The sequence below is a fragment of the Chroococcidiopsis sp. [FACHB-1243] genome (assembly GCF_014696895.1).
Lineage (GTDB): Bacteria > Cyanobacteriota > Cyanobacteriia > Cyanobacteriales > Chroococcidiopsidaceae > Chroococcidiopsis.
Genome location: NZ_JACJQX010000033.1, coordinates 64,840 through 87,268 on the forward strand (window position 1 = coordinate 64,840; position 22,429 = coordinate 87,268).

14 protein-coding genes are annotated in these 22,429 nt (G+C 44.2%); 2 read left to right on the forward strand and 12 right to left on the reverse strand.

What is annotated here, in order from left to right; all coding sequences use genetic code 11:
- Position 1: 1 nt before the first annotated feature.
- From H6G17_RS22810 to H6G17_RS22850, 9 genes are all read right to left on the reverse strand, one after another.
- Positions 2 to 1,222 (reverse strand): glycosyltransferase, encoded by a 1,221-nt coding sequence (locus H6G17_RS22810; protein ID WP_192160895.1) that lies wholly within the window; start codon positions 1,220 to 1,222, stop codon positions 2 to 4.
- Entirely contained in the window at positions 1,219 to 2,376 is a 1,158-nt protein-coding gene (locus H6G17_RS22815; RefSeq protein ID WP_192160896.1) for a glycosyltransferase, read from the reverse strand. The genes H6G17_RS22810 and H6G17_RS22815 overlap by 4 nt, the downstream gene beginning before the upstream one ends.
- Positions 2,364 to 3,620 (reverse strand): glycosyltransferase family 4 protein, encoded by a 1,257-nt coding sequence (locus H6G17_RS22820; RefSeq protein ID WP_192160897.1) that lies wholly within the window; start codon positions 3,618 to 3,620, stop codon positions 2,364 to 2,366. Before H6G17_RS22820 ends, H6G17_RS22815 begins: the two co-directional genes overlap by 13 nt.
- Positions 3,580 to 4,992: a hypothetical protein gene (locus H6G17_RS22825; protein ID WP_192160898.1), complete on the reverse strand. Its 1,413-nt coding sequence runs from the start codon at positions 4,990 to 4,992 to the stop codon at positions 3,580 to 3,582. The genes H6G17_RS22820 and H6G17_RS22825 overlap by 41 nt, the downstream gene beginning before the upstream one ends.
- A gap of 64 nt (positions 4,993 to 5,056) precedes the next feature.
- Positions 5,057 to 6,157: a glycosyltransferase family 1 protein gene (locus tag H6G17_RS22830; protein ID WP_192160899.1), complete on the reverse strand. Its 1,101-nt coding sequence runs from the start codon at positions 6,155 to 6,157 to the stop codon at positions 5,057 to 5,059.
- A gap of 23 nt (positions 6,158 to 6,180) precedes the next feature.
- Positions 6,181 to 6,984 (reverse strand): methyltransferase domain-containing protein, encoded by an 804-nt coding sequence (locus H6G17_RS22835; RefSeq protein WP_192160900.1) that lies wholly within the window; start codon positions 6,982 to 6,984, stop codon positions 6,181 to 6,183.
- Positions 6,985 to 7,005: 21 nt separating this feature from the next.
- A complete protein-coding gene (locus H6G17_RS22840; protein ID WP_192160901.1) occupies positions 7,006 to 7,878 on the reverse strand; it encodes a glycosyltransferase in 873 nt (290 codons plus the stop codon).
- 70 nt (positions 7,879 to 7,948) lie between these two features.
- Positions 7,949 to 9,220 carry a glycosyltransferase gene (locus tag H6G17_RS22845; protein WP_192160902.1) on the reverse strand — a complete coding sequence of 424 codons (1,272 nt, stop codon included), beginning with the start codon at positions 9,218 to 9,220 and terminating at the stop codon, positions 7,949 to 7,951.
- 8 nt (positions 9,221 to 9,228) lie between these two features.
- Positions 9,229 to 10,290 carry an NAD-dependent epimerase/dehydratase family protein gene (locus tag H6G17_RS22850; protein ID WP_192160903.1) on the reverse strand — a complete coding sequence of 354 codons (1,062 nt, stop codon included), beginning with the start codon at positions 10,288 to 10,290 and terminating at the stop codon, positions 9,229 to 9,231.
- A gap of 1,285 nt (positions 10,291 to 11,575) precedes the next feature.
- On the opposite strand from H6G17_RS22850, the gene H6G17_RS22855 reads away from it, so the two are divergent.
- Positions 11,576 to 15,157: a DUF4082 domain-containing protein gene (locus H6G17_RS22855; RefSeq protein ID WP_192160904.1), complete on the forward strand. Its 3,582-nt coding sequence runs from the start codon at positions 11,576 to 11,578 to the stop codon at positions 15,155 to 15,157.
- Between the two features lie 98 nt (positions 15,158 to 15,255).
- Positions 15,256 to 18,510: a DUF4082 domain-containing protein gene (locus tag H6G17_RS22860; protein ID WP_192160905.1), complete on the forward strand. Its 3,255-nt coding sequence runs from the start codon at positions 15,256 to 15,258 to the stop codon at positions 18,508 to 18,510.
- A 225-nt stretch (positions 18,511 to 18,735) separates the two neighbouring features.
- Here the strand turns inward: H6G17_RS22860 and H6G17_RS22865 are convergent, their stop codons facing one another.
- The 3 genes from H6G17_RS22865 to H6G17_RS22875 form a co-directional block, all read right to left on the reverse strand.
- Positions 18,736 to 19,944, reverse strand: coding sequence for a glycosyltransferase (locus H6G17_RS22865; RefSeq protein WP_192160906.1), 1,209 nt, complete (start codon positions 19,942 to 19,944; stop codon positions 18,736 to 18,738).
- Between the two features lie 55 nt (positions 19,945 to 19,999).
- Positions 20,000 to 21,697, reverse strand: coding sequence for a glycosyltransferase (locus H6G17_RS22870; RefSeq protein ID WP_192160907.1), 1,698 nt, complete (start codon positions 21,695 to 21,697; stop codon positions 20,000 to 20,002).
- Positions 21,698 to 21,742: 45 nt separating this feature from the next.
- Positions 21,743 to 22,429 (reverse strand): DegT/DnrJ/EryC1/StrS family aminotransferase (locus H6G17_RS22875; RefSeq protein ID WP_192160908.1); only part of this gene is annotated, 687 nt, incomplete at its 5' end.

The window sequence follows — 22,429 nt, forward strand, 5'->3', positions numbered from 1 at the left end:
CTTACGGCAGCGTGACAAAATTCTCTGGATCTGAGAAGGTTGTAGGTATTGGTTGTTGTTCGATCGCTGCCGTGTAAATCGAGATCAGATTCTGGGCGATCGCTTGCCAAGAATATCGTTGACTTGCCAACAGCCGACCATTCTCTCCTAATTGCTGCCGGAGTTCTGGAGATGATAGTAGTTGCGCGATCGCATTTGTTAAGGGTTCGATTTGACCTTCAACGACCAGTCCAGCTGATGCTGCGGCAATTTCTGGTGAAATTTGGATGTCGGGAGTCACAACAACTGGTAGCCCTACTACCATTGCTTCTGCGACGGCAATCCCAAAATTTTCGGAGAAGGACGGCAGGACAAAAAGATCGGAGGCTTGTAGGAGGAGATCTTTATCTCGACCCATAACGAAGCCAGTGATGGATGTACGCAAGGAAAGTCCGAGGGATGATACTAACTCGGTCAAGTAGTTGAGGTACTGCGGCTCTCCCGAACCTGCCAAAATCAGATGAAAGTTGTGATTCTGAGTTACTAGCTGGCTGAGGGCATGAATTAACAAATCTGGGCGTTTTTTAGGGTGAAGCCGCGACAGGAACAGGACAACTGGTGTGGTGGTAGGTATACCGTAAGTTTCGTGTAGCTTTTGCTTAGCATCAGGTATTTCTACTGGACGATCGACTCCTAAAGGTAAAGTAAAACTGGGTGTTTGAATGCCAAATTTTCTCACATCCTCAGCTTCGCCTAGAGCAGTGCAATGAATCATATCGGCACAATTGAGATTGTGACGCTCAATCAGAAATGAATATATCTGTTTTTTCAGCCAACTTTGAGACAAAGCCCAAGGCGTTAACTGTCCCATAGTACGCATGGTGTAGGGAATTCCTTGCAACCTGGCAATTAGGGCAGCGCAAGCGGGTGCATAGGAAAAAAGATAGTGAGTTTCGATCAGATCGTAATCTCGGGCGTGTTGCCAAAGCCAACGAGTCAAAGCTGCCGAAAAAATAAACTCTTTAATTGGTGGTGAAAAACGCGGAAAAAACCAAATTGGGACTTGCTCGTACTCAACTCGTCGATGGAGCGGCACGTCTAACAGTTCTGAACCGCGATCGTTCGTGGTAGCGATTTCAGCATCAATCCCACGTTCGCGTAAAGCCCTAACTAGATTGAGGACAACCTGAGTTGGTCCACCCAAAGCAGGATCGATCGAAGGAATAACATGTAAAACTTTCATTGACTGCTCAAATTGAATTTAATTAAGTTATCCATCGTTTGTTTAAATTGCTCGAATCCGAAAGTATTAATAACTTTCTGTCTTAAAACTTCAGGTTGATAAATAATTGGATGCGAATAAGTACCTTGCAAAATCTGAATTAAAGTTCGGGCGATCGCGTTTGTATCGTCTGGATCGACTAACGCCCCTAGTTCGCCGTGACAAAGGGCATCAATGGCTCCATCTCGATCTCCTCCTAAAGTGGGTTTACCACAAGCTAAAGCTTCTAGATAGACAATGCCAAACCCCTCACCTTTACTTGGCATGGCAAAGACATCACACAAGTTATAGTGATCGCCCAGTTCGGCATCGGGAATAAATCCAGTTAAGGTGACGCAATCTTTGAGATCGAGTTTTGCAATTAACTGTTCGACCCGATCGCGATCGCTACCCTTGCCAACAATCAGATAGCGAACGCCAGGAATCTGACGGCGAATCTCAGGCAATGCTTGCAAAATTTGGTCATATCCTTTGTAACGTTCGCGGCAATCTAACCGAGCAACAGTCAAAATTACTGGTTGTTCTGGTGTCAGTCCGTAACGCTTTAATAAGTATTGCGGCTTTGGCTGAATTTTAAAGCGATCGGCATCAAAAGTGTTGGGTAGAAGCGAGACTTTTGCCGGATCGAGATTTTGCTCTTTGAGCAAGCGATCGCGTGTATAGCTACTAACGGCAAGAATGCGATCGGCATGGTGCAACGCTTTTTGTAAAGCAGGTTTGTGAATATCCCAGGCTTCTACACCGTGGGCGATCGCCCAGTAACGCATACCAGTTAGTTGTTTTAACCAATAGGCTGCAACTGTAAAATTCAGGTGAGTTGCGATCGCTAAACTCGGTCGCTGTCGCAGTCCTGCTCCACAGATCTGAGCTGCAAACCCAAATGTTCGCAATGGCAGAGGTAAAGCACCAGTACAGTGAAACTGGGTATGGCGCGATCGCGCCAGATCGAATGGAGATCGAGTATCGTGCTTGAGAAAAACCTGGTAGTGCCAATTCGGATATAAGCTTTCTAACGCATCGAGTAAGAAAGCCGAATAGACTTGAATTCCGCCTTTAAATTCAAAAATATTTGGAAACCACAAGTGGCAGTTAGTTCGACTTGCTAATTCTGGCATAAAAGCTCCTGGACGCGACTGGCTAATTGCTGTCGATACAATCCCCAAGTTAATTGCTCGGCTTTGTGGCGAGCCGCTTTTCCCATTTGGGCTAATTCTTGGGGGTGGGAATAACACCATTCCAGTTTTTCCTTTAGAGCCTCGACATCGCGAATGGGAATAATGAAGCCTTCTACCCCGTCTGTCAGAATATCTGGACCAGCAGTATTGGGTGTTGTGATGACAGGAATCCCGCAAGCCATTGCTTCTAGCAGTACGAGTCCAAATCCTTCTACAAGCGAGGGAAAAACAAAGACACTTGCGGTACTGTAATATTCGTTCAACGCCGCGTGAGGCAGAGATGGAATGTAGCGAAAAATATCTTGATATTGAGACAGCCAGTTATTAGGAAACTCGTTAATCCCGATCGCCAACAGCTCGGCAGCGGGTAGGTGTAGTTCTTGCCAAGCTTGTAATAAGTAGTGAAAGCCCTTGCGAGGTCCGACGCGACCGACAAATAGAGCGCGAAACAGTTTGTCAGTTTTAGCTTGCGGGTGAAAATAATCAATCGGTGCGCCGTAGGGAATGACACTAATTTTTTCTGGTTTGACACCCACATCTAATAGCGATCGCTGGGTGATAGAAGATGCAACAAATATATGGTCTGCCAGTTGAACTTCCCGTTCTTTGCGCTCGATCTTCCATGCAGGTTCCTTGACTGCTTGTAGTGCTGGCGCTAGTTCTGGAAAACGTTCTGCTTCCTGGGCTTGGAGATCTCGACTCATGCGATAGAAGGGAATCGGGAGATCGTACAAGCAGAGAATCCCGCATTGTTTAGCAACTTCAAACGCGATCGCAGCGCCATCTTCGTAGGCATAGACTGCATCTAAATTGTGCAAATGATGTTGGGAAACGTGGCGATCGAGAGAGGCGTACACCCAGTCGATCGGTCCTTGACGACCTAAGTTCAGCAAATGACTTAATTTAGTTTTGACTAATGCTAAACGTATAGCTTCTTGCCAAGGGTGCGATCGCATTGGTACATTTACAGGCGCAGTCCACGCCCTCCTACCTAGTTCCAGCGCCACGCGACTGCTAATTTTCTGCGGTAATAAGTTTAAGTAGCGCGATAAAACTCCCTTGGGATTGTAGGCAATTGTCGTGATCGCTTCTTGGAGTAAGTTAGCTTCTCCCAAAGCTAGTGCGGCATTGCGGGCAAAGGGATTACTGGTAGGGTGAATCAGGGAGATACGCGGATGAGACATTGTGTTGTTGCAATAATTGTTGTTCTCGATACCAGCTTTCTATCGACTCTAATCGTGGTAAGAGAAAGATAAAGCCACTGAAAAACCAGTAGTAAGCCAAGAAAGTAGGTTGAGTCACTAGTTGATCGTAAATTTCAATTGTCTGTATCAGTAATGCTGTCAGTGCCAATTGACGCAAGAATGGTTTCTTTAACTGACAGAAAACTCGTAAAAGTGCAATGAGAAGACTCAATCTAAGTCCGTACCACAGAAAAAACCCAATCGGACCTAACTCCAAAACTATTCTGCCTGGTTCTTCTTCGTAGTAGGTTGGAATGGTTGCGCCGTCTGGTAAATTTAGCGATCGGCGAAGTGTTTGACCCCCTGGTTGTGTTGCTCCAGTGCCGTAGCCGTCGAGTCCTTTGTATTGAATAAACTCGAAAGGTTGGCTAAAAGTTGTCGTAATGCGTGCCGACACATCTTGATTAGAAGTTGTCCGTAACAAGAAGGCATCAATTGCGGGTTTAAACCAGATAAAAGAGACTAGAGAAATACATATAGCTGGTAATAAGAATTTACCGAGCAGAGATATACTCTTTTCAGGCTGAGTGAATCCTTTAACAGTTATAAAACTAACAAAAAATAATAATAAGGCAAAAACAACGCTACGAGAGCCAGTCATACAAGAGTTAACAGTTACCAGAATTAGTTCAAAAATAGAAACCCATTTCCAGAAAGGTGGTTGGGAGAGTGAGAGGAGAGAAATCAGTAAGCCAAAGCAGATTAATAGATATACTGCATAACCGTCTATGTAAGAAAATGTGCCTGTGACGCGGACAATCTGGGTTGCTCCTGCAACTCCAAATGTAGCTACTTCTTTCAATTGACTAGGAGCATATACGTTGATTGGACTATTAACAGGACTAAAGAACTGAGCAATACCTAAAAAACCTACAGGAATGACTAATAAAAGATGAGAACGCAAAAATTTATATAAATCTTGCTCCGCTCGAAACAGGGTTGGTAACATCCACATTAAAGGAATATAAAAGATATACCCTCTGAGTCCAAAAAGACCTACTAGTGGTGAACCTAAGCTGGGATTAAAGACTTGTAATACACACCATATGGTGGCAAAAATAATTAAGATAGAAATCGGGCAATTTTGAAGTGAAAATTTTCTCGTTGAGAAGACATAGTATTGTAGATAAGCACCTAAAAGCACTAAGTCTTTTAAGAAGTAAATTGCGTCGCTTGCTTGAGGTAAAACCCATTTGCGTAATGCACCCTCAATCACAAGAATGAAGAACACAGCTTTAACAGAGCCACGCCAATTCAGTGCCGAGATCCCAAAAATACACAAAATAGCGATCGCAGCAATTAGCAATTTCACGCGATAGTCCTCTTAAAAATATGTAAATTTACCTTGACAATTTGCTTTGAGTGACTGAGCGAAGTCATCCTAATTTTGTGCATACATTACCCAATACATGTGTGACAAAGTTCTGAGACTGGACTGATAAATTGTGAGATTGATACCAGGTGTAGGCATGACTTGCGATCGCCTGCACCTCCACGAAATCTGTTATTTCTGTGAGGCGATCGCTGAGAACCCAGTAGTCTTTTCCTGGTTCTATGCCATCTTGTGTGGAAGCGTAAACTCTAGGACTAATAGTTAACATTCCATGAGCGCAGTAAGCTGCAAATACGCCAGATTTGGCTAAATATTCTAGATGGTAATTAAAGAATCCTGCGAAGGAGTTCAAAAGAATGTCACTAATTTCAGCAGCAGATAGTTTACCTGTTTCTACTATTGGAATACCTTGAATTGAAGATAAAACTAAACCTGTTGGCGCTCCGATATCCAATATCTCTTGAATATCAAATAACCGACAGACTTTGCTAATTTCTTTTAGAGATTGACGATAAGCTCTTTTGCGAATGCTAGGACTACCGAATAATACTAAGCGTCGAGAACGCTCTACCAAAGGTGGTACTTGCTTTGGTTCTCCCACATTAGAAAAGACGGGTAGTATAGGAATCTGAGTCTGTTTTCCCTGACTTAACTGATATAGAATTTCTGCATAATTTTGATTACTTGTCAAGCAGCGATCGCTAATTTGAGACAAACGACTAGCTAGTTTTTTTTGCCAATCGGATAACCAAAAAGAACTCGTCCAAGGTAGCTTTCCAGAAGCATAAACTTCATGGAACATCGTGACTAAATTCGAGTTAGGAGTATTTCTTTTCCAAAGTTCTAAGCCTTCAACTAACCAAACCGGACAACCTCGCTTAGCATAACCGTAGCCGACGTAATGTAATAAGACTGTAGTTGGTTTGCTCGCTAATAAGGATAGTAAAGCTGTGGTGGAACGCTCGTTTACTGAGTTAATTAGAAAATCTTCAATTTGAGTATTTCCAGTCCAAGCAGCATCACCAATCGCAAAATGAGTTTTGAGATTGAAATCATTGTAAAGCTGCCGTGCCAGATTTAAGGCGTAATCTCCCAAGCCATCTATTGCTGGAGGTAGTCGTGGAACAATCTGAATGATATCCATTAAAGTAGCTGCACTAATTTAAACTATGCTACACGAGTCAATAAAACAGCAACTCCAGTGTGAATTTTTTTACGAAAGACTAAGGGCAAAGATTGCGTAAAGTTTTCACAAGTATCAACCCAACTAGGAGTAAGAAAATTTAATAATTTTCCTAGTTTTATATGACCGTTAGTTAGTGGATTTGTAAAAATTCTTGTCTCTTGAATCGATAATCCAGCTTGATGAACTATGTTGTCTATCTCATCTAAATGTAATAAAAAGATATGACCGTCTGAATTAGGCTGAAATTGGATTGCTTCAAACTCGCTGGGATCGGGACAATCTGAAAATTTAGGCAAATGGTTCTGAAAATATTCACCATTTGGCGTACTCATGACTATGTGACCACCAGGTTTCACCATCTGAGCTATTTTCTTCAGAAATAGATCGGGATGAGCAACGTGTTCGATAACTTCAGTAATTAAAATGACATCAAATTCAGCATCCAACCCTAATGTGAAAACATTTCCTGGTTTGTAGTGAATAGTGCCATATTCCCATTTCAGTTTGACGTAATCAACTAGTTCTTCTCGTAAATCGTTCCAGGTAACTTCATAGCCGAGTTCTGCCAAAGTCAAACTAAAGTTTCCCTGTGCAGCAGCTACATCTAAAACTTTTGCTCCTGATCGAGCAACTTTCTGAACTAGCTCTAAAGTATGCTTATATCGATGGGCATATGCATAACTATATCCGCGATAGCTAGTCTCCCCATACATTTCTATTAAATCGTATGAATAACTTTGCTTCCAGCTTTCTAACCAGTGATTTTGAAGAGTAATAGTTCTCATATCTCAAAAAAGTTTTGATTTTTAGTTATTGTTAAGCGTTTTTGTGTTTGCCAACCTATACTGCCAAAGTAGTACGCTCATCTGTAAGTAGGCAAAGTGTTCTAAAAAAGCTTCGTTGATTCCATTTAAATTAAATCTTAAAATAGCAGGAAATGTTTGATTAACAAAACTTCGTAAAGCAAACAAAAAATAATACATTGAATTAATCTTTACCCATTCTTCTGCATGAATAGATAAATAAATAAATGTTGATTCTCGATGTTGTTTGATTTTATTCCATCCTCCCTTGGCTCTCCAGGGATGGCACACAGAAGCAGCTTTCACAAAAGAAAACTTATATCCACTCTTTACAAGTCTTAATCTGAAATCTACATCTTCCATCGCAGCATAGGGAAATCGCTCGTCAAAACCAGATAGAGATTCAAAGAGTTGCTTTTGTACGGCAAAATTACACGACCATAAATAACCACCTGTCTCGTTAATAGGTGAGGTTTCTGCAAGGCTTCGTCTTGGTCGATCGACATAAGTTCGCCCCTCAAAAACTAGATAAGATCGTTGAGTTATCATAGCTTGGGCATAGGCTGCTAACCACTGAGGATCTGGGAGACAATCATCATCCGTAAAAACTAGCCACTCACCACTGGCGTATTTTGCCCCATTATTTCGATTTGCTGCCGGACCTTTATGAGAACCAGATACCCACTTTACCCAAGGAAAACGCTCGCAAATCATTTGCTTTGCAGTTACTTCAGAACCATCGTCAGTAACAATGACTTCATATTGCTCAAATGGTAGAGTTTGAATATCAGGTGCTAAGCAATACAGGCATTTTGCTAGTAAGTCATTGCGCTGGTAGGTAGGTATAATGACAGAAAATAAAGGCATCAAATTCATGCTTTTACTAAGACTTGTAAGGCACGGTTATACTAATTTTGAGCTACGATCTATTAATTACAGTCAGAAGCTAAAAGTTTGTTACTCGAAGATTTTTTTGTTTTGAGATGCGATCGCCTCTGATATTTTGACTAAAAATCTGCTTAACATATGACTGAAGTTTCTCGGTCACTATGGTTTTATCGAAATTCTCATTTAAAACGTTAAAAGCTACTTCTGCTATTTCTTGATGTAAGGATTTATTCGAGATTGTATCTATTAAAAAACTCTCGATTGTACTAACTTGGTTTGTTTCACAAACAAGTCCACACTTCCATTTTTTCAAGAATTGATTACAAGCAGAGTAAGCTGGACCGCAAGCTAAAATTGGTTTACCAGCAGCCATATAATCAGTCAACTTAGTTTGCACTGAAGAACGAGTCATGTGTGCGTATTCAGGTAAAAATGATGAAGCGACAAGTAGTAGATCGGCACGCTGGAGATAGCTATTGAGTTCTTGATAGGAAATTATATTCCCATACGTTACTTCCCACTGCTTCCATTGTTCTCTGTATGGATTCCAGAAACATTTGTCTGTATGCACCACGAGTTCAATATCTTTTCCATCGCATCTGAGTTGAAAAATTGCTTCAGCGATCGCTGCTAGTGCATCATAGTGCATTGACCAAATTGAACCAGCATAGATAACTTTAAACGTACCTTCATGACTAGTTGCTATATTAAGTAGCTGCTTGTCTGATAAATCAACAGGATTATGAACAATCAGCGAACTTTGGGGTTTTATCTGATAGCGATTTGATAATTCATTTTGTAATTGTTCGCTAATAATTAACCAACCATCTGCCTGCTTTAAAAGTTGATTAGCTATTTTTTGAACGCTGTTCGACAACCATCGCGAGTTATCGATTGCTATCCAATCATCCATGAAGTAAATTAAGGATGGACAGTGAAAGTATTGAGTTAATTTATAACCCATTAGCAAACATAAAGACGTGACCGGACAAATTAAAATAATTTCCGGGTCAAATTCTTCTATTTCTTGTAAATTTGAAATCGGAACCCAGTCAAGCAATTGTAGATTTATCCAATTGATTAAAGGATTAAGAAATTTTCCTAATCGATTGTGTACTATGGGTAAACGATGTCCGGCAAAGGCAAGTACTTGGCGCTCGAATGGCGAACTTGTCGGGTTAGACTCTAGTTCGTTTTGAGGACAAAATAACATCAGTAATTCAGCAGGGTAGCTATCGAATAAATTGACAAGAGTTCGATTAACTCCCTTACCTTCCTGATTTAAAGTCGCTTCAGTAACTAATAAAATGCGCGGTAGCTTGTCAACCATAATCCGAGCTATGCAACCTCTTGAAGTCTTGTTGTCCAAGTCGTGACAATTTCCGAAAATATCAATTTCAAAGGTTTTGTAATAGACCAATTAGAGTAGTGATTCTGCATTTTACGGAGATCGCTGTAGTAGCAAATATGATCTCCTTCGCGATTTTTATCTACATACTCGTACTGCATCTGTTTATGAGTTAGGGATGCCACAAGCTCAAAAGCTTCCAAAATAGAGCAAGTATTGTCCTTACCCCCACCTAAGTTGTAAACTTCACCACAACGGGGTGCTTGGATAAACTCTTCAATAAAACGAGCAACATCGTAGGAATGAATATTATCTCGTACTTGTTTTCCCTTATATCCGAAAACTTTGTACGTGCGATTTTCTAAATTACATTTCACTAGGTAACTGAGAAATCCGTGTAATTCTACACCACTATGGTTAGGTCCTGTCAAACATCCACCACGCAGGCAGCAAGTTTTGAGTCCAAAATATCGACCGTACTCTTGAACCATGACATCAGCTGCAACTTTAGAAGCACCAAAAAGAGAATGCTTCGACTGGTCGATACGGAACGATTCAGGAATACCATACTGATAAGTTGGCTCGGCATATTCCCAACGGGTTTCTAACTCCTTCATAGCAATCTCATTCGGTGCATCTCCGTACACTTTGTTGGTAGATAAATGTACGAAAGGAGCTTCCGGCGCAAATTGGCGCGTTGCCTCCAACAGATTTAGAGTTCCTACAGCATTAGTGTCAAAATCATCAAAGGGAATTGCCGCAGCTCGATCGTGGCTGGGTTGTGCTGCTGTATGCACGATCGCCTCGGGTTTGAGACTTTCAATCAGATCTAGAACTCGTTGGCGATCGCGAATATCTATTTCGTGATGCACGAAGCCTTTAATCAGAGATTCCAAGCGCTTTTGATTCCAACGAGTATCTCCTTGGGGTCCAAAAAAAACAGCTCTCTGATTGTTATCAACACCATGAATTGCCCAACCTTGACTAGCAAAATGCAGGCAAACTTCAGATCCAATAAGTCCCGACGATCCCGTTACCAATAGTTTTTTCATTCAAAATTATGCCCTCTTGCTCTTTAAGAAACTTTTGATTTCTGGTATAAAAAATCCAATTTTATCTTAAATTAAGGAAAATAATTTAATATTTTCATTCATGTTAAACGCTTATAGCGATCCAAATTGATTTTGTGAATGTTTCTCGTGTAGAGAGGTTACATGTAACCTCTCTACAAGGATTAAAGATTGAAGATCTCGCAGGGATATATACTTCAAATGTAAGTGACTTAGGAATTGAACGAATTTTTCGATTTATTTCTGACTCGCTCGATTTACGAATAAACTGTAATTCTTTCTTTTCCGCGTGTCCAACCGCAATTTTACTGATAATTCTATCTGGCTCGATCGTAACCGTAAATCTACTTAAGTAAATGTACGGCAACTGAATTGTATATATCTCAATAAAATTTTATTCTACAGAATTGCTGCACGATCGCTGCACCGAAGTGCAAGTTAGTAGCGATCGTAGCTAGTGCATTCAGCATCTATATATTAAATTAATGACCTCATAGTCCAGTAGGGTGTGTTATCGCGTCGCGTAACGCGCCCTACGTATATTTCTACGGAATTTACTACGCTGCCATAATGCTACGTCCTGATTTCCCTCCATCCCTTCATACAACCGAACTCGTACAACCTACCAAGCTACTTTCTTTACAGTTTATTTAATATTTAGCTGTGTTTCTTCACCATTTTTTGCTTTGAAAGCTAGTTTTTTAGTATTTAATGTAACTATCACTAGCAGTAAAAACACTGAAAGCAAAAATGATAATTTTCTATTTTAGATAAAAAATATACCTCTATAGTTTCAAGCTATTGACTTCCATGAGGAAGAGGTTGCTATCTTCTCAATACATTTATCTCTATATAGTTTGCATGAAGTTTATTTACCCGATCGTAGAATCATTAATAGGGCTTTCTCAGCATAGTTAGACGAAATCAAAACGAATAGTTTGAAAGTGCAAAGATAAGGTTTCTGAAATAAGAAACTACATTTGCGATCGTGGCAAGAAGCATTATGTATCTATTGCCAATAAATAATTTAGTGCCGTCGCTTACTCCTTGAAACATAGAAATTTTAAACTAAAGATGAGGAAGTTTTAAGCACTGAATTATTTTCCACGATATCTCCATTAGCTTTAAGTTTAAATTCTGCAAGTGAACTAGCATCAAATGCCTGCTAAGTAGGCAAGTTTTGCCGTGGGAACTAAGAAAAAACAGACGAAAAATTCTGTTTAACCTATTTATTTCTATTCATATTTGTAATTTGGCAAGGATTCCAATGAAACGACAACTCAAGTATTTCACATTATCTCTATGCACATTTCTCCTGAGCGCGGGTCAAGCATCTGTACTCATGACGACACTGCCCTTACCAGGGTTACAAACATTAGCTGCTGTTGCTGCGCCATCACCTAACGCAGAACCAGGTGGACCGATCCTAGTCATAACAACAACTTCCGACCCTTTCAGCAACTACTATACCGAGATTCTGCGAAATGAAGGGCTGAATACATTCAGTGTCAGCGATATTTCTTCAGTTTCCTCAGAGATGCTTGCTAACTACGACGTAGTTATCCTTGCCAAGATGACCCTTAGTCCGGCTCAAGTAACAATGTTGAGTAACTGGGCAGCGAGTGGAGGTAATTTAATTGCTATGCGCCCTGACAAGCAGCTTAGCAGTTTGCTTGGTATTACTGATGCAGCCTCCACACTCTCAAACGGTTACTTACTCGTAGACACGTCAAAAGCCCCTGGTAGTGGCATCGTTAACCAAACTATCCAGTTCCACGACACTGCCGATCGCTACACTCTCAACGGTGCTACCAGTATCGCCAATCTTTATACAAATGCAACGACTGCAACTTCTAACCCAGCAGTAACTTTGCGTAATGTTGGCAGTAGTGGTGGTCAGGTTGCTGCATTTACCTACGACTTAGCGCGTTCGATCGTCTACACCCGTCAAGGAAATCCCGCCTGGGCTGGACAGGAGCGCGATGGGTTGCCACTGATTCGCTCCAGTGACTTGTTTTTTGGTGCTGCCAGCAACGATCCTCAACCAGACTGGATCGATTTAAACAAGGTTGCTATTCCGCAAGCTGACGAACAACAGCGTCTGCTAGCAAACTTGATCCTGACGATGAACCTCGATAAAAAACCCCTGCCCCGTTTCTGGTATTTTCCGCATGGTAAGAAAGCAGTTGTGCTGATGACTGGTGACGACCATGCAAACGGAGGGACAATAGCTCGATTCAACCAATACAAAGCTATGAGTCCAGCTGGTTGCTCTGTAGAAGATTGGGAATGCGTTCGCGGCACTTCATATATCTTTCTCAATACACCAATAACTAATGCGCAGGCAAGTGCTTTCACTGCTGATGGTTTTGAAGTAGGGTTACATGTCAACACTAACTGTGCAAATTATACGCCTACCTCACTTGAGACTTTCTACACACAGCAGCATAGGACATTCAGTAACCTCTTTCCGAGCGTGTCTGTCTCACCAACTCAACGACATCACTGTATTGCTTGGAGTGACTGGGCTAGCGGGTTCAAAGTAGAGCTAAATCATGGAATAAGGCTCGATACTAACTACTACTTCTGGCCGCCTAATTGGGTAGGCAATCGCCCAGGATTTATGACTGGTAGTGGTATGCCGATGCGCGTTGCAGATCTAGACGGGACATTTATTGACGTATATCAAGCAGCTACACAAATGACCGATGAGTCTGGACAGCAATATCCTTTCACGGTCAATACTCTACTCGATCGCGCCCTTGGAGCAGAGGGATACTATGGTGTTTTTACTGTCAACGCCCATACTGATAGCAACATCTCAGCAGTTTCCGATGCAGTAGTTGCCTCAGCACAAGCCCGTGGTGTACCGATAGTCTCCGCTCGTCAAATGTTGACCTGGCTTGATGGTCGCAACAGTTCCTCATTCAGCTCGTTGGTATGGAATAACAATACTTTAAGCTTTGCGATCGCGCCAGGTACAGGTGCAAGAGGGTTACAAGCAATGATTCCATTGAGATCGGCTGCTGGAACAGTTGCCAGCATTACACTTAATGGTAGCCCAGTTACTTACACAACCCAGCAAATCAAAGGTATTGAGTACGCCTTGTTCTCAGCTGCTAGTGGAAACTACGTTGCTACGTATACTACAGACACGACTCCACCCAGTATTAGTTCTACTTCTTCCAGCAATGGCGAAACAAACCTCAGTCTTGGATCGAGTTTCACAGCTACCTTCAGCGAGGCAATCGACCCAGCAACAATTAATGCAGATACTTTAGTATTACGAGATTCCACCAATGCGATCGTACCCGCTAGCGTCACCTACAACGCCGCGACCCGCACTGCTACATTGCAACCAAGCAGTTCGCTGCTGGCAGGGAAAACATATACTGCTACCGTTATAGGTGGGACGAGTCAAGTTCGCGTTCAAGATTTAGCAGGTAACCCTCTAGCCGCTAACTTTACTTGGTCTTTCACCACAACAACATTAAGTTCATATAGGCTCTGGAATGATGCGGCAACCCCTACCACAGCATCTGCTCCTGACGCTCAAGCTGTGGAATTGGGAGTCAAGTTCAAGTCCGATCTCAACGGTTATGTGACGGGCATCCGCTTCTACAAAGGTAGTGGCAATACTGGGACGCACGTTGGCAACCTCTGGACGAGTACGGGGCAGCTACTGGCAACAGCAACATTTAGCAACGAAACTGCTACGGGTTGGCAACAAGTTAACTTTTCTCAACCAGTGGCAATTAACGCTAACACGATCTACGTCGCCTCCTACCACACCAGCAGCGGTCGTTACGCCATCAACGAAGGCTATTTTACCAGCAGCATCGATAGCCCACCACTACACTTTCTCCGCGATGGCGAGAGTGGCGGGAATGGGGTGTACAAGTACGGTACAACTGGCTTTCCCACCAACACCTATCGCGCTAGCAACTATTGGGTTGATGTCACCTTTACCACCAACGCAACTAATCCCACCCCACCAGTTACAGACACAACTTCGCCCAGGATCAGTGTAGTTTCTCCCAGCAACGGCGCGACTAATGTGAGTACTAGCACGAGTCTCACCGCTACTTTTAGCGAAGCCATTGACCCCGCGACGATAAATGCCAATACTTTTGTGTTGCAGGATGCCAATAACGCGCTCGTCGTCCCTGCTACTGTCACCTACAATGCCGCAACTCGCACCGCTACACTGCAACCGAGCAACTCACTGGTAGCTAGTACAACCTATCACGCTACCCTCAGAGGTGGGACAACTCAACCACGGGTACAAGACCTGGCTGGCAATGCTCTAGCGACAAACTCTACCTGGTCTTTCACCACCGCAGCCGCTGCATCGACTTCTGCTTATAGTATTTGGAATAGTGCAACCATTCCTGCACAAATCGCCGCTTTCGATCCTTATCCTGTCGAGCTAGGAGTTAAGTTCAAGTCGAATACGAATGGCTATATCACTGGTATTCGCTTCTATAAGGGTAGTGGTAACACGGGTTTGCACAAAGCAACTTTGTGGACTAGCGACGGACGGCAAATAGCAACAGCAACATTTACAAATGAAACTGCCACAGGCTGGCAGCAGGTCAACTTTGCCCAACCAGTACCAATTACTGCCAACACCGTCTACGTCGCCTCCTATCACACCACGACTGGCAACTACGCTTTCGCGCTGAATTACTTCGCCAATTCTGGACTAGACAACGGACCATTACATGCTTTGCGTGATGGGGCTAACGGTGGCAACGGCGTTTACAGTTACGGCAATGGTGGTTTTCCTTCTCAGACATTTCGGTCGAGCAACTATTTTGTCGATGTCGTGTTTACTCCAAATCAGTAAATGTCTATAGCGAACGAAGATTTGCAATTTATCTAAAGCCAGGGAATAGGGTTCCCTGGCATTGCCTATCCATAACTACTATTTGAACAGAAAATCAAATGAAAAAAAGATTAATTAGGTTTATTGCAATTGCAAGTGCAGCAATGTTTCTGGTCTTAGGACTGGATGTAGGATCTAGACTGCAAGTGCAAAGCGCGATCGCTGCCGATATCTGCGCTGCTCCCACCAACGCGATCGTGGCGGAAAATTGCTTAACGGGTAATCCTTCTACAGAGTGGGATATTAGCGGTGTTGGCGATACGAGTATTCAAGGCTTCGCCAGCGATATGAGCGTTAATCGAGGTGAGACAGTCAACTTCAAAATCAAAACCAATGCCACTAGTTATCGCCTCGACATCTATCGCATGGGTTACTATCGTGGCATGGGCGCTCGCAAAGTCACGACCGTTCAAGTTTTAAATCGCCCTCAAAGCCAACCAAATTGCCTCACTGACGCAGCAACAGGACTGCTCGATTGCGGTAACTGGGCTGTGTCTGCTTCGTGGGCTATACCGACCAACGCCGTGTCAGGTATCTACTTTGCCAAGCTCGCGCGCACTGATACCGGGGGAGCCAGCCATATTGTTTTGATTGTCCGAGACGATACTAGTACGTCCGATCTGCTCTTCCAGACTGCCGATACTACCTGGCAAGCTTACAACAACTATGGTGGCAATAGTCTTTATACTGGATCTCCAGTTGGTAGAGCCTACAAGGTTAGTTACAATCGTCCGTTCAACACGCGCGTAATTGATGGCGGTCAAGATTGGCTTTTTGCCACCGAATACCCAATGGTTCGTTGGCTGGAAGCTAACGGATATAACGTCAGCTACTTCACTGGGGTCGATAGCGATCGCTACGGCAGCCTGATCCGCAATCACAAAATCTTCTTATCAGTCGGTCATGACGAGTACTGGTCGGCAGGGCAACGTGCCAACGTAGAAGCCGCTCGCGATCGCGGTGTGAACTTGGCTTTCTTCAGCGGTAACGAGGTTTATTGGAAGACGCGCTGGGAAAACGCCATTGATGGATCGGGGACATCCTATCGCACTCTAGTGACTTATAAGGAGACCGTAGCCAATGCAAAAATCGATCCGCAAACATCGACTTGGACTGGTACTTGGCGCGATCCGCGCTTCAGCCCACCAGCTGATGGTGGTCGTCCTGAAAATGCCTTAACTGGCACTCTCTTTACAGTTAATGACGGGGCGACGACTGCTATTAAAGTCCCTGAAGCAGACGGGAAAATGCGCTTGTGGCGTAATACGAGTGTTGCGACCCTCTCGCCAGGAAGCACTGCCACACTATCCGATCGCACGCTAGGTTACGAATGGGATGAGGATATTGACAATGGTTTTCGACCAGCTGGCTTAATTCGGCTGTCAACAACCACCGTTGACAATGCACCCGTTCTGCAAGACTATGGCTCTAGGTTTGGACGGGCTAGAGCAACTCACCACCTGACACTGTATAAACATAATAGTGGCGCGCTCGTGTTTGGCGCTGGAACAGTCCAATGGTCTTGGGGCTTAGATGGGAATCACGATCGCGGTAGCTCAGTTCCAGATGTACGGATGCAGCAAGCGACGGTTAACTTATTTGCTGACATGGGCGTACAACCTCATACATTACAGGCTGGATTAGTTCTTGCCACTGCCTCAACCGACATCACCGCTCCTACTTCAACAATCTCATCGCTACCATCTGTCAGCGTACAGGCAGGCAGCCCAGTCACGATTAGCGGCACGGCAAGCGATCCTGGTGGTGTTGTCGGTGGTGTTGAGGTATCCGTTGATGGTGGTACGACATGGCATCCAGCTACAGGTCGTACTAACTGGAGCTACACTTGGACACCTCAAGCAACTGGCTCGGTAATAATTAAAAGTCATGCGATCGACGATAGCGGCAACCTTGAAACCTCTGGGGCAAGCACTACCGTCACGGTTGGGGAACGTACCTGTCCGTGCAGTACCTGGAATGACACGGCAACTCCTACCACAGCATCTGCTCCTGACGCTCAAGCTGTGGAATTGGGAGTCAAGTTCAAGTCCGATCTCAACGGTTATGTGACGGGCATCCGCTTCTACAAAGGTAGTGGCAATACTGGGACGCACGTTGGCAACCTCTGGACGAGTACGGGGCAGCTACTGGCAACAGCAACATTTAGCAACGAAACTGCTACGGGTTGGCAACAAGTTAACTTTTCTCAACCAGTGGCAATTAACGCTAACACGATCTACGTCGCCTCCTACCACACCAGCAGCGGTCGTTACGCCATCAACGAAGGCTATTTTACCAGCAGCATCGATAGCCCACCACTACACTTTCTCCGCGATGGCGAGAGTGGCGGGAATGGGGTGTACAAGTACGGTACAACTGGCTTTCCCACCAACACCTATCGCGCTAGCAACTATTGGGTTGATGTCACCTTTACCACCAACGCAACTAATCCCACCCCACCAGTTACAGACACAACTTCGCCCAGGATCAGTGTAGTTTCTCCCAGCAACGGCGCGACTAATGTGAGTACTAGCACGAGTCTCACCGCTACTTTTAGCGAAGCCATTGACCCCGCGACGATAAATGCCAATACTTTTGTGTTGCAGGATGCCAATAACGCGCTCGTCGTCCCTGCTACTGTCACCTACAATGCCGCAACTCGCACCGCTACACTGCAACCGAGCAACTCACTGGCAACTGGTGCAACCTATCGCGCTACCCTCAGAGGTGGGACAACTCAACCACGGGTACAAGACCTGGCTGGCAATGCTCTAGCGACAAACTCTACCTGGTCTTTCACCACCGCAGCCGCTGCATCGACTTCTGCTTATAGTATTTGGAGTTCTAACGCAATGCCCATTGTGGTAGCCGACTCCGATACCGCAGCCGTGGAACTTGGGATTAAGTTTAGAACGGATGTCAGCGGTTTTATTACTGGCATTCGATTTTACAAGGGTACTGGAAATACGGGCGTACATACTGGTAACTTGTGGACTAGCAGCGGACAACAACTAGCAACGGCAACATTTACCAACGAAACTGCTTCAGGTTGGCAGCAAGTCAACTTCGATCGCCCCGTAGCAATTACTGCCAATACTGTCTATGTTGCTTCTTATCACACCAATGTTGGGCGCTACTCTAGTGATGAAAATTACTTTGCTGTTTCTGGTGCTGACAATGGACCGCTACACTTTCTAGTCAATGGAGCTAGTGGTGGCAATGGAGTTTACAAATACGGCTCCAGTGGCTTCCCCAACCAAACATACAAGGCGAGTAACTACTGGGTTGATGTTGTCTTTACTCCCAATAACTAAATCCTATTTAGGAAGTTATCTACGCTTCCTTAATTTATAGCAATTTTCAATTGGGTAAAACACACGATTTGTAGGGGGCGCACAGCTGTGCGCCCCCTACAAATGTTACGCACGCAATCGAGAATTTCGCTCAAAAGTTCCTTAAAAGCGATCGCACTCTTGTTCGGACAAATGCGATCGCTTTGCAATAGCTGGCTTGGAAAATTTTAAGATGTAGCATTTTACTCACAGTTGCAGGAATTCTTGGATGGCAGACCAACGGGCTTCAAAAGTATGGCACGCTTGCATTAGAGCTAGAGCATTGCTGCGGAGGCGATCGAGTTCGCCAGGAATACGATAAAGGCTTACTAGTGCCTCTGCCATTAAGTCGGGGCGATATCGGGGTACGAGGATGCTGTTGAAATTGTCTTGGATCGTTTCGCGGTTGCCGATAATATCAAATGCAATGACAACACCTCCAGTGGCGAGGGTTTCAATTACAGTTCTGGGACAGCCTTCTCCCCATAAGAGATCCTTGCCAATATTCATGCTAAGGAAAACTTCGCAAGAGCGCATACCAGCAAGAACCTCTGCTTCAATACCCTGAATTTGCTGAAATTCTAAGTCGAGACCCTTTGCATGAACGGTTTCCTGTATAATTTTGAGATAAGCTTCTGTGTGACAACCTTCAACCATGTAGCCAATGCGACGAGGTTGCCGTTGTTCTGGAGCCGGAAACCAAAAGGCGCGATCGATCAGATTGGGCAAGAGAGTACAGGCACGCTGAAAGTGAGCCATGTGCCAAGCCTGAATCGTGCGGGAGATAGTAGCAACACCTTTAATTTTGCCTTGATACAGCTCTGCTAAGGCAGCAAAATCTTGATGCTCGGTAATTGCTAATTCCATGTCCCAAAAGTAAATCTGTTGACACGGTTGTATGAAAGCTTTAGCACCTGCGAGGGAAGTCACACAGCGTACATTCTGAGCCGACTTAAGTTTCTCCTGATACTCAGCTATGGAAAGATGAGGTTGACTATCAATCAACCAGGGTTCATAGCTACCGTCATAGGTAACCATGTATGCTTCGTAGCCTTTTTGACGCAGCAGTTTCACCAGCAGATTCAGCTCTTTAGTGCCACCACAAAATTTTAAGTTACCTTGGAAACTAGCATCGATACAGTAAGAGGCAAAAATAATCGGCTGGCTAACTGGAGTTGCTAGCTGTTGAACTAGCGACTTTTCTAAAATATGGGGGAGAGTACTTTCTGGGATCTTAACAATACCAAGTTTCATCCCAAGATGTTTCATGTTGGCATGAATGCCAGTGAAGCGAAGGAGATTACTAATTTGATGAATAAATCCGCCGCGTAAATCCTCAAAGAAATAGGGAATCGAACGAGAAATTGCCAGTTTGATCCGAGTACTCCCATTACGGGTACGCCAACATGTCCACATAATAATATGTCCGCATAATTTTAAGATAACTCAGAAAAATTATTAAAAAATTTCTTTACTTAAAGGGTTTAAAAGTTTGAGCGGGAAGATATTGACAAAGCCGCTTTTTCAGCAAGTTACGCCATTTTTGTAAGCGGCGGTAGTAGTGACAGTAAAACCATTCCGGTAACAAGACGTTAAGCCGTCCAAAGCCATGCTTCTTGACTAGTTCGACCCAGCTAGAAAAACGATGCTCCCATGGCATAAGTCTCAGGCGAGATTGAATTATTTCCTCAATTTCAATATCTCTTGAACTAAAAACTTTCTGTAAGAAAACATCTGGCTCACCAACAAATATTCGATCTGCCGTTGGAATTGATGTAATAGTTAATCGAGGCACAATTGTCGCACGGAAGTACACATCTTCCAGGCAGCGCTGCCAGTTACTTCCCATGTGTTTTTCTACAATTGCTTGCCTAGTTGTTTCTCCAAGCGATAGCCGGAATTCTTCATCTTCAACTAAGCGAGATAGCACTGCTGTGTACTCTTGAAGATTAGGTACGAGGATCGAGTTGTCAGTCAGACCTGGTGCATCAGCACTCAGTATTTTGGACGCATTAGAGTAGGGATAGCGGCTTACTAGAGGCGTACCATAGCTTCCTGCTTCCAGCAGCGATGTAATCGAGACGAAAGGAAATGAATCAACGTAGATATCAGCAGCCTGATAAAATACGGCAGTATCCTCGCGCTGTCCAAAAAATATAATTCTCCCTTGCGATCGCTGGATAGCTGCCGACCATTCCTCGGTATCAACTGGACCAATTACTATTAGAATCGCTCGGTCGGATTTTTCCAATAATGGGACGTGTGCATCAGCAAAGCTAACTCCATCAATTGTTCTGTACTTAAGCGACCGAGCGATAGAGAGCAATACAACGCTGTCTTCAGCAAAACCGAGCTGTTGTTTTGCTTCCGCTCGGGAAAGTATTCTTTGCGTGGGATTTAAAATAATCGGTAGGATTACGGTGCGATCGCTCGCGATACCTCTACGCTCTTGTGATATATGCATACCAGATTCGCGAAGATTAGCCACGATATCGCTGATACTAACTCCTTGCCAAAAGCAATGATCGCCGTAATCTACAAAAATAATCGGTGGAGATTGTTTCCTATTTGCAAATGCAATAGTTGGAATCACATCGTAACTCCATATATGCAGTACGACCAGATCCGCTGATGCAGCAATTTCACGTAGTTTTTTAGCCCAAGAGACAAGGTTACCAATGCTCTTGTCTAGCGCATATATTCTACCGTGGCTGTTATTCACGGCATCACTCAGAAATTGAGGGATCTCGTTCGATCCCTGCCGTGTTAATACAAGCGAGTGGGAACGCTCAGTATCCTGTCCAATCCAGCGCCACAGCATTCTAGAATGTCCGCCAACGCCCATGACAGCAGTAGAAACATGTAGGATGTTTTTTGGTGCTTGATTGAATGAGGAATTTTTATTAAGAGTAAAGTCGGTCGGTATAGCCTTTTGTCCGATTGTCAGGAGAATCTGCTCTAGCTCAGGGCTAGCAAAAAGACCGCAGTGTTGCTCAGTTGCATACAAAGCTGCAATTTCTGCATACACTGCCGCTGTGTTATATTTACCCCTTTGTACAAAATCTCTCGTCCGAGCAACTAGGTTGCGAAATACCTCGAAATTTTGTGGAATCAGGCGGCTACCTTCTGCTTGCCAAAGATTGAGTGTATCGCTAGCTATCCTCTCCATACAATACTCTTTGCGATCTCCTGCTATTCTTTCCTATAACTACAATCAAGCCTGACAAGCAGTTTTCAAAACCGCGATCGCGCGCTCCTGCTCCTCCTCAGTCATCTGATGGAAAAGTGGCAAAACAATAGTCCGATCTTGAGCTTGTTCGCTTTCGGTGAGGCGATCGCCACCACAAGACCAAGCTTCACTTTGATATGCCGCTTCACGATGGGCGCACATAATCCCGCGTCGCGTCGAAATTCCTGCATCCAACATCGCCTGCATGACTTGCTTCTGGTCGCATCGATCTGGTAAACGGACGCAGTAACCCTGCCAATTACTCCGCGCCCAAACTGGCTCTGTTGGTAATTTTAATCTAGGCACATCCGCTAGCTTTTCCCGATATTGCTCTGCTAATAAACGACGGCGTGCGACGATTTCTGGTAAGCGCTTGAGTTGTTCCCTTCCGACTGCCGCTTGGATATCGGTCATCCGGTAGTTGTAGCCCAACATCGGGTAAGACTCGAAAATCACTTGTTTTGCACCGTGGCGCACCGTGTCAGAAACACTCATTCCGTGTTGTCGCCACAGACGAAACTGCTTGTCCCATTCGGGGTTGGCTGTCGTCAACATCCCGCCGTCGCCCGTGGTAATTACCTTACGGGGATGAAAGGAAAAACAGGCAATATCGCCGTGCGGCTTGCCGATTTTTTCCCACTCACCATCCCAGAGAATTTCACTGCCAATGGC

What these genes read in the sequence shown, in the direction of transcription:
- H6G17_RS22860 (WP_192160905.1), top strand. Translation starts at nt 15,256, where the DNA reads ATGAAAAAAAGATTAATTAGGTTTATTGCAATTGCAAGTGCAGCAATG.
- H6G17_RS22870 (WP_192160907.1), bottom strand. Translation starts at nt 21,697, where the DNA reads ATGGAGAGGATAGCTAGCGATACACTCAATCTTTGGCAAGCAGAAGGT.
- H6G17_RS22840 (WP_192160901.1), bottom strand. Translation starts at nt 7,878, where the DNA reads ATGAATTTGATGCCTTTATTTTCTGTCATTATACCTACCTACCAGCGC.
- H6G17_RS22830 (WP_192160899.1), bottom strand. Translation starts at nt 6,157, where the DNA reads ATGGATATCATTCAGATTGTTCCACGACTACCTCCAGCAATAGATGGC.
- H6G17_RS22845 (WP_192160902.1), bottom strand. Translation starts at nt 9,220, where the DNA reads ATGGTTGACAAGCTACCGCGCATTTTATTAGTTACTGAAGCGACTTTA.
- H6G17_RS22855 (WP_192160904.1), top strand. Translation starts at nt 11,576, where the DNA reads ATGAAACGACAACTCAAGTATTTCACATTATCTCTATGCACATTTCTC.
- H6G17_RS22815 (WP_192160896.1), bottom strand. Translation starts at nt 2,376, where the DNA reads ATGCCAGAATTAGCAAGTCGAACTAACTGCCACTTGTGGTTTCCAAAT.
- H6G17_RS22820 (WP_192160897.1), bottom strand. Translation starts at nt 3,620, where the DNA reads ATGTCTCATCCGCGTATCTCCCTGATTCACCCTACCAGTAATCCCTTT.
- H6G17_RS22835 (WP_192160900.1), bottom strand. Translation starts at nt 6,984, where the DNA reads ATGAGAACTATTACTCTTCAAAATCACTGGTTAGAAAGCTGGAAGCAA.
- H6G17_RS22865 (WP_192160906.1), bottom strand. Translation starts at nt 19,944, where the DNA reads ATGTGGACATGTTGGCGTACCCGTAATGGGAGTACTCGGATCAAACTG.
- H6G17_RS22850 (WP_192160903.1), bottom strand. Translation starts at nt 10,290, where the DNA reads ATGAAAAAACTATTGGTAACGGGATCGTCGGGACTTATTGGATCTGAA.
- H6G17_RS22810 (WP_192160895.1), bottom strand. Translation starts at nt 1,222, where the DNA reads ATGAAAGTTTTACATGTTATTCCTTCGATCGATCCTGCTTTGGGTGGA.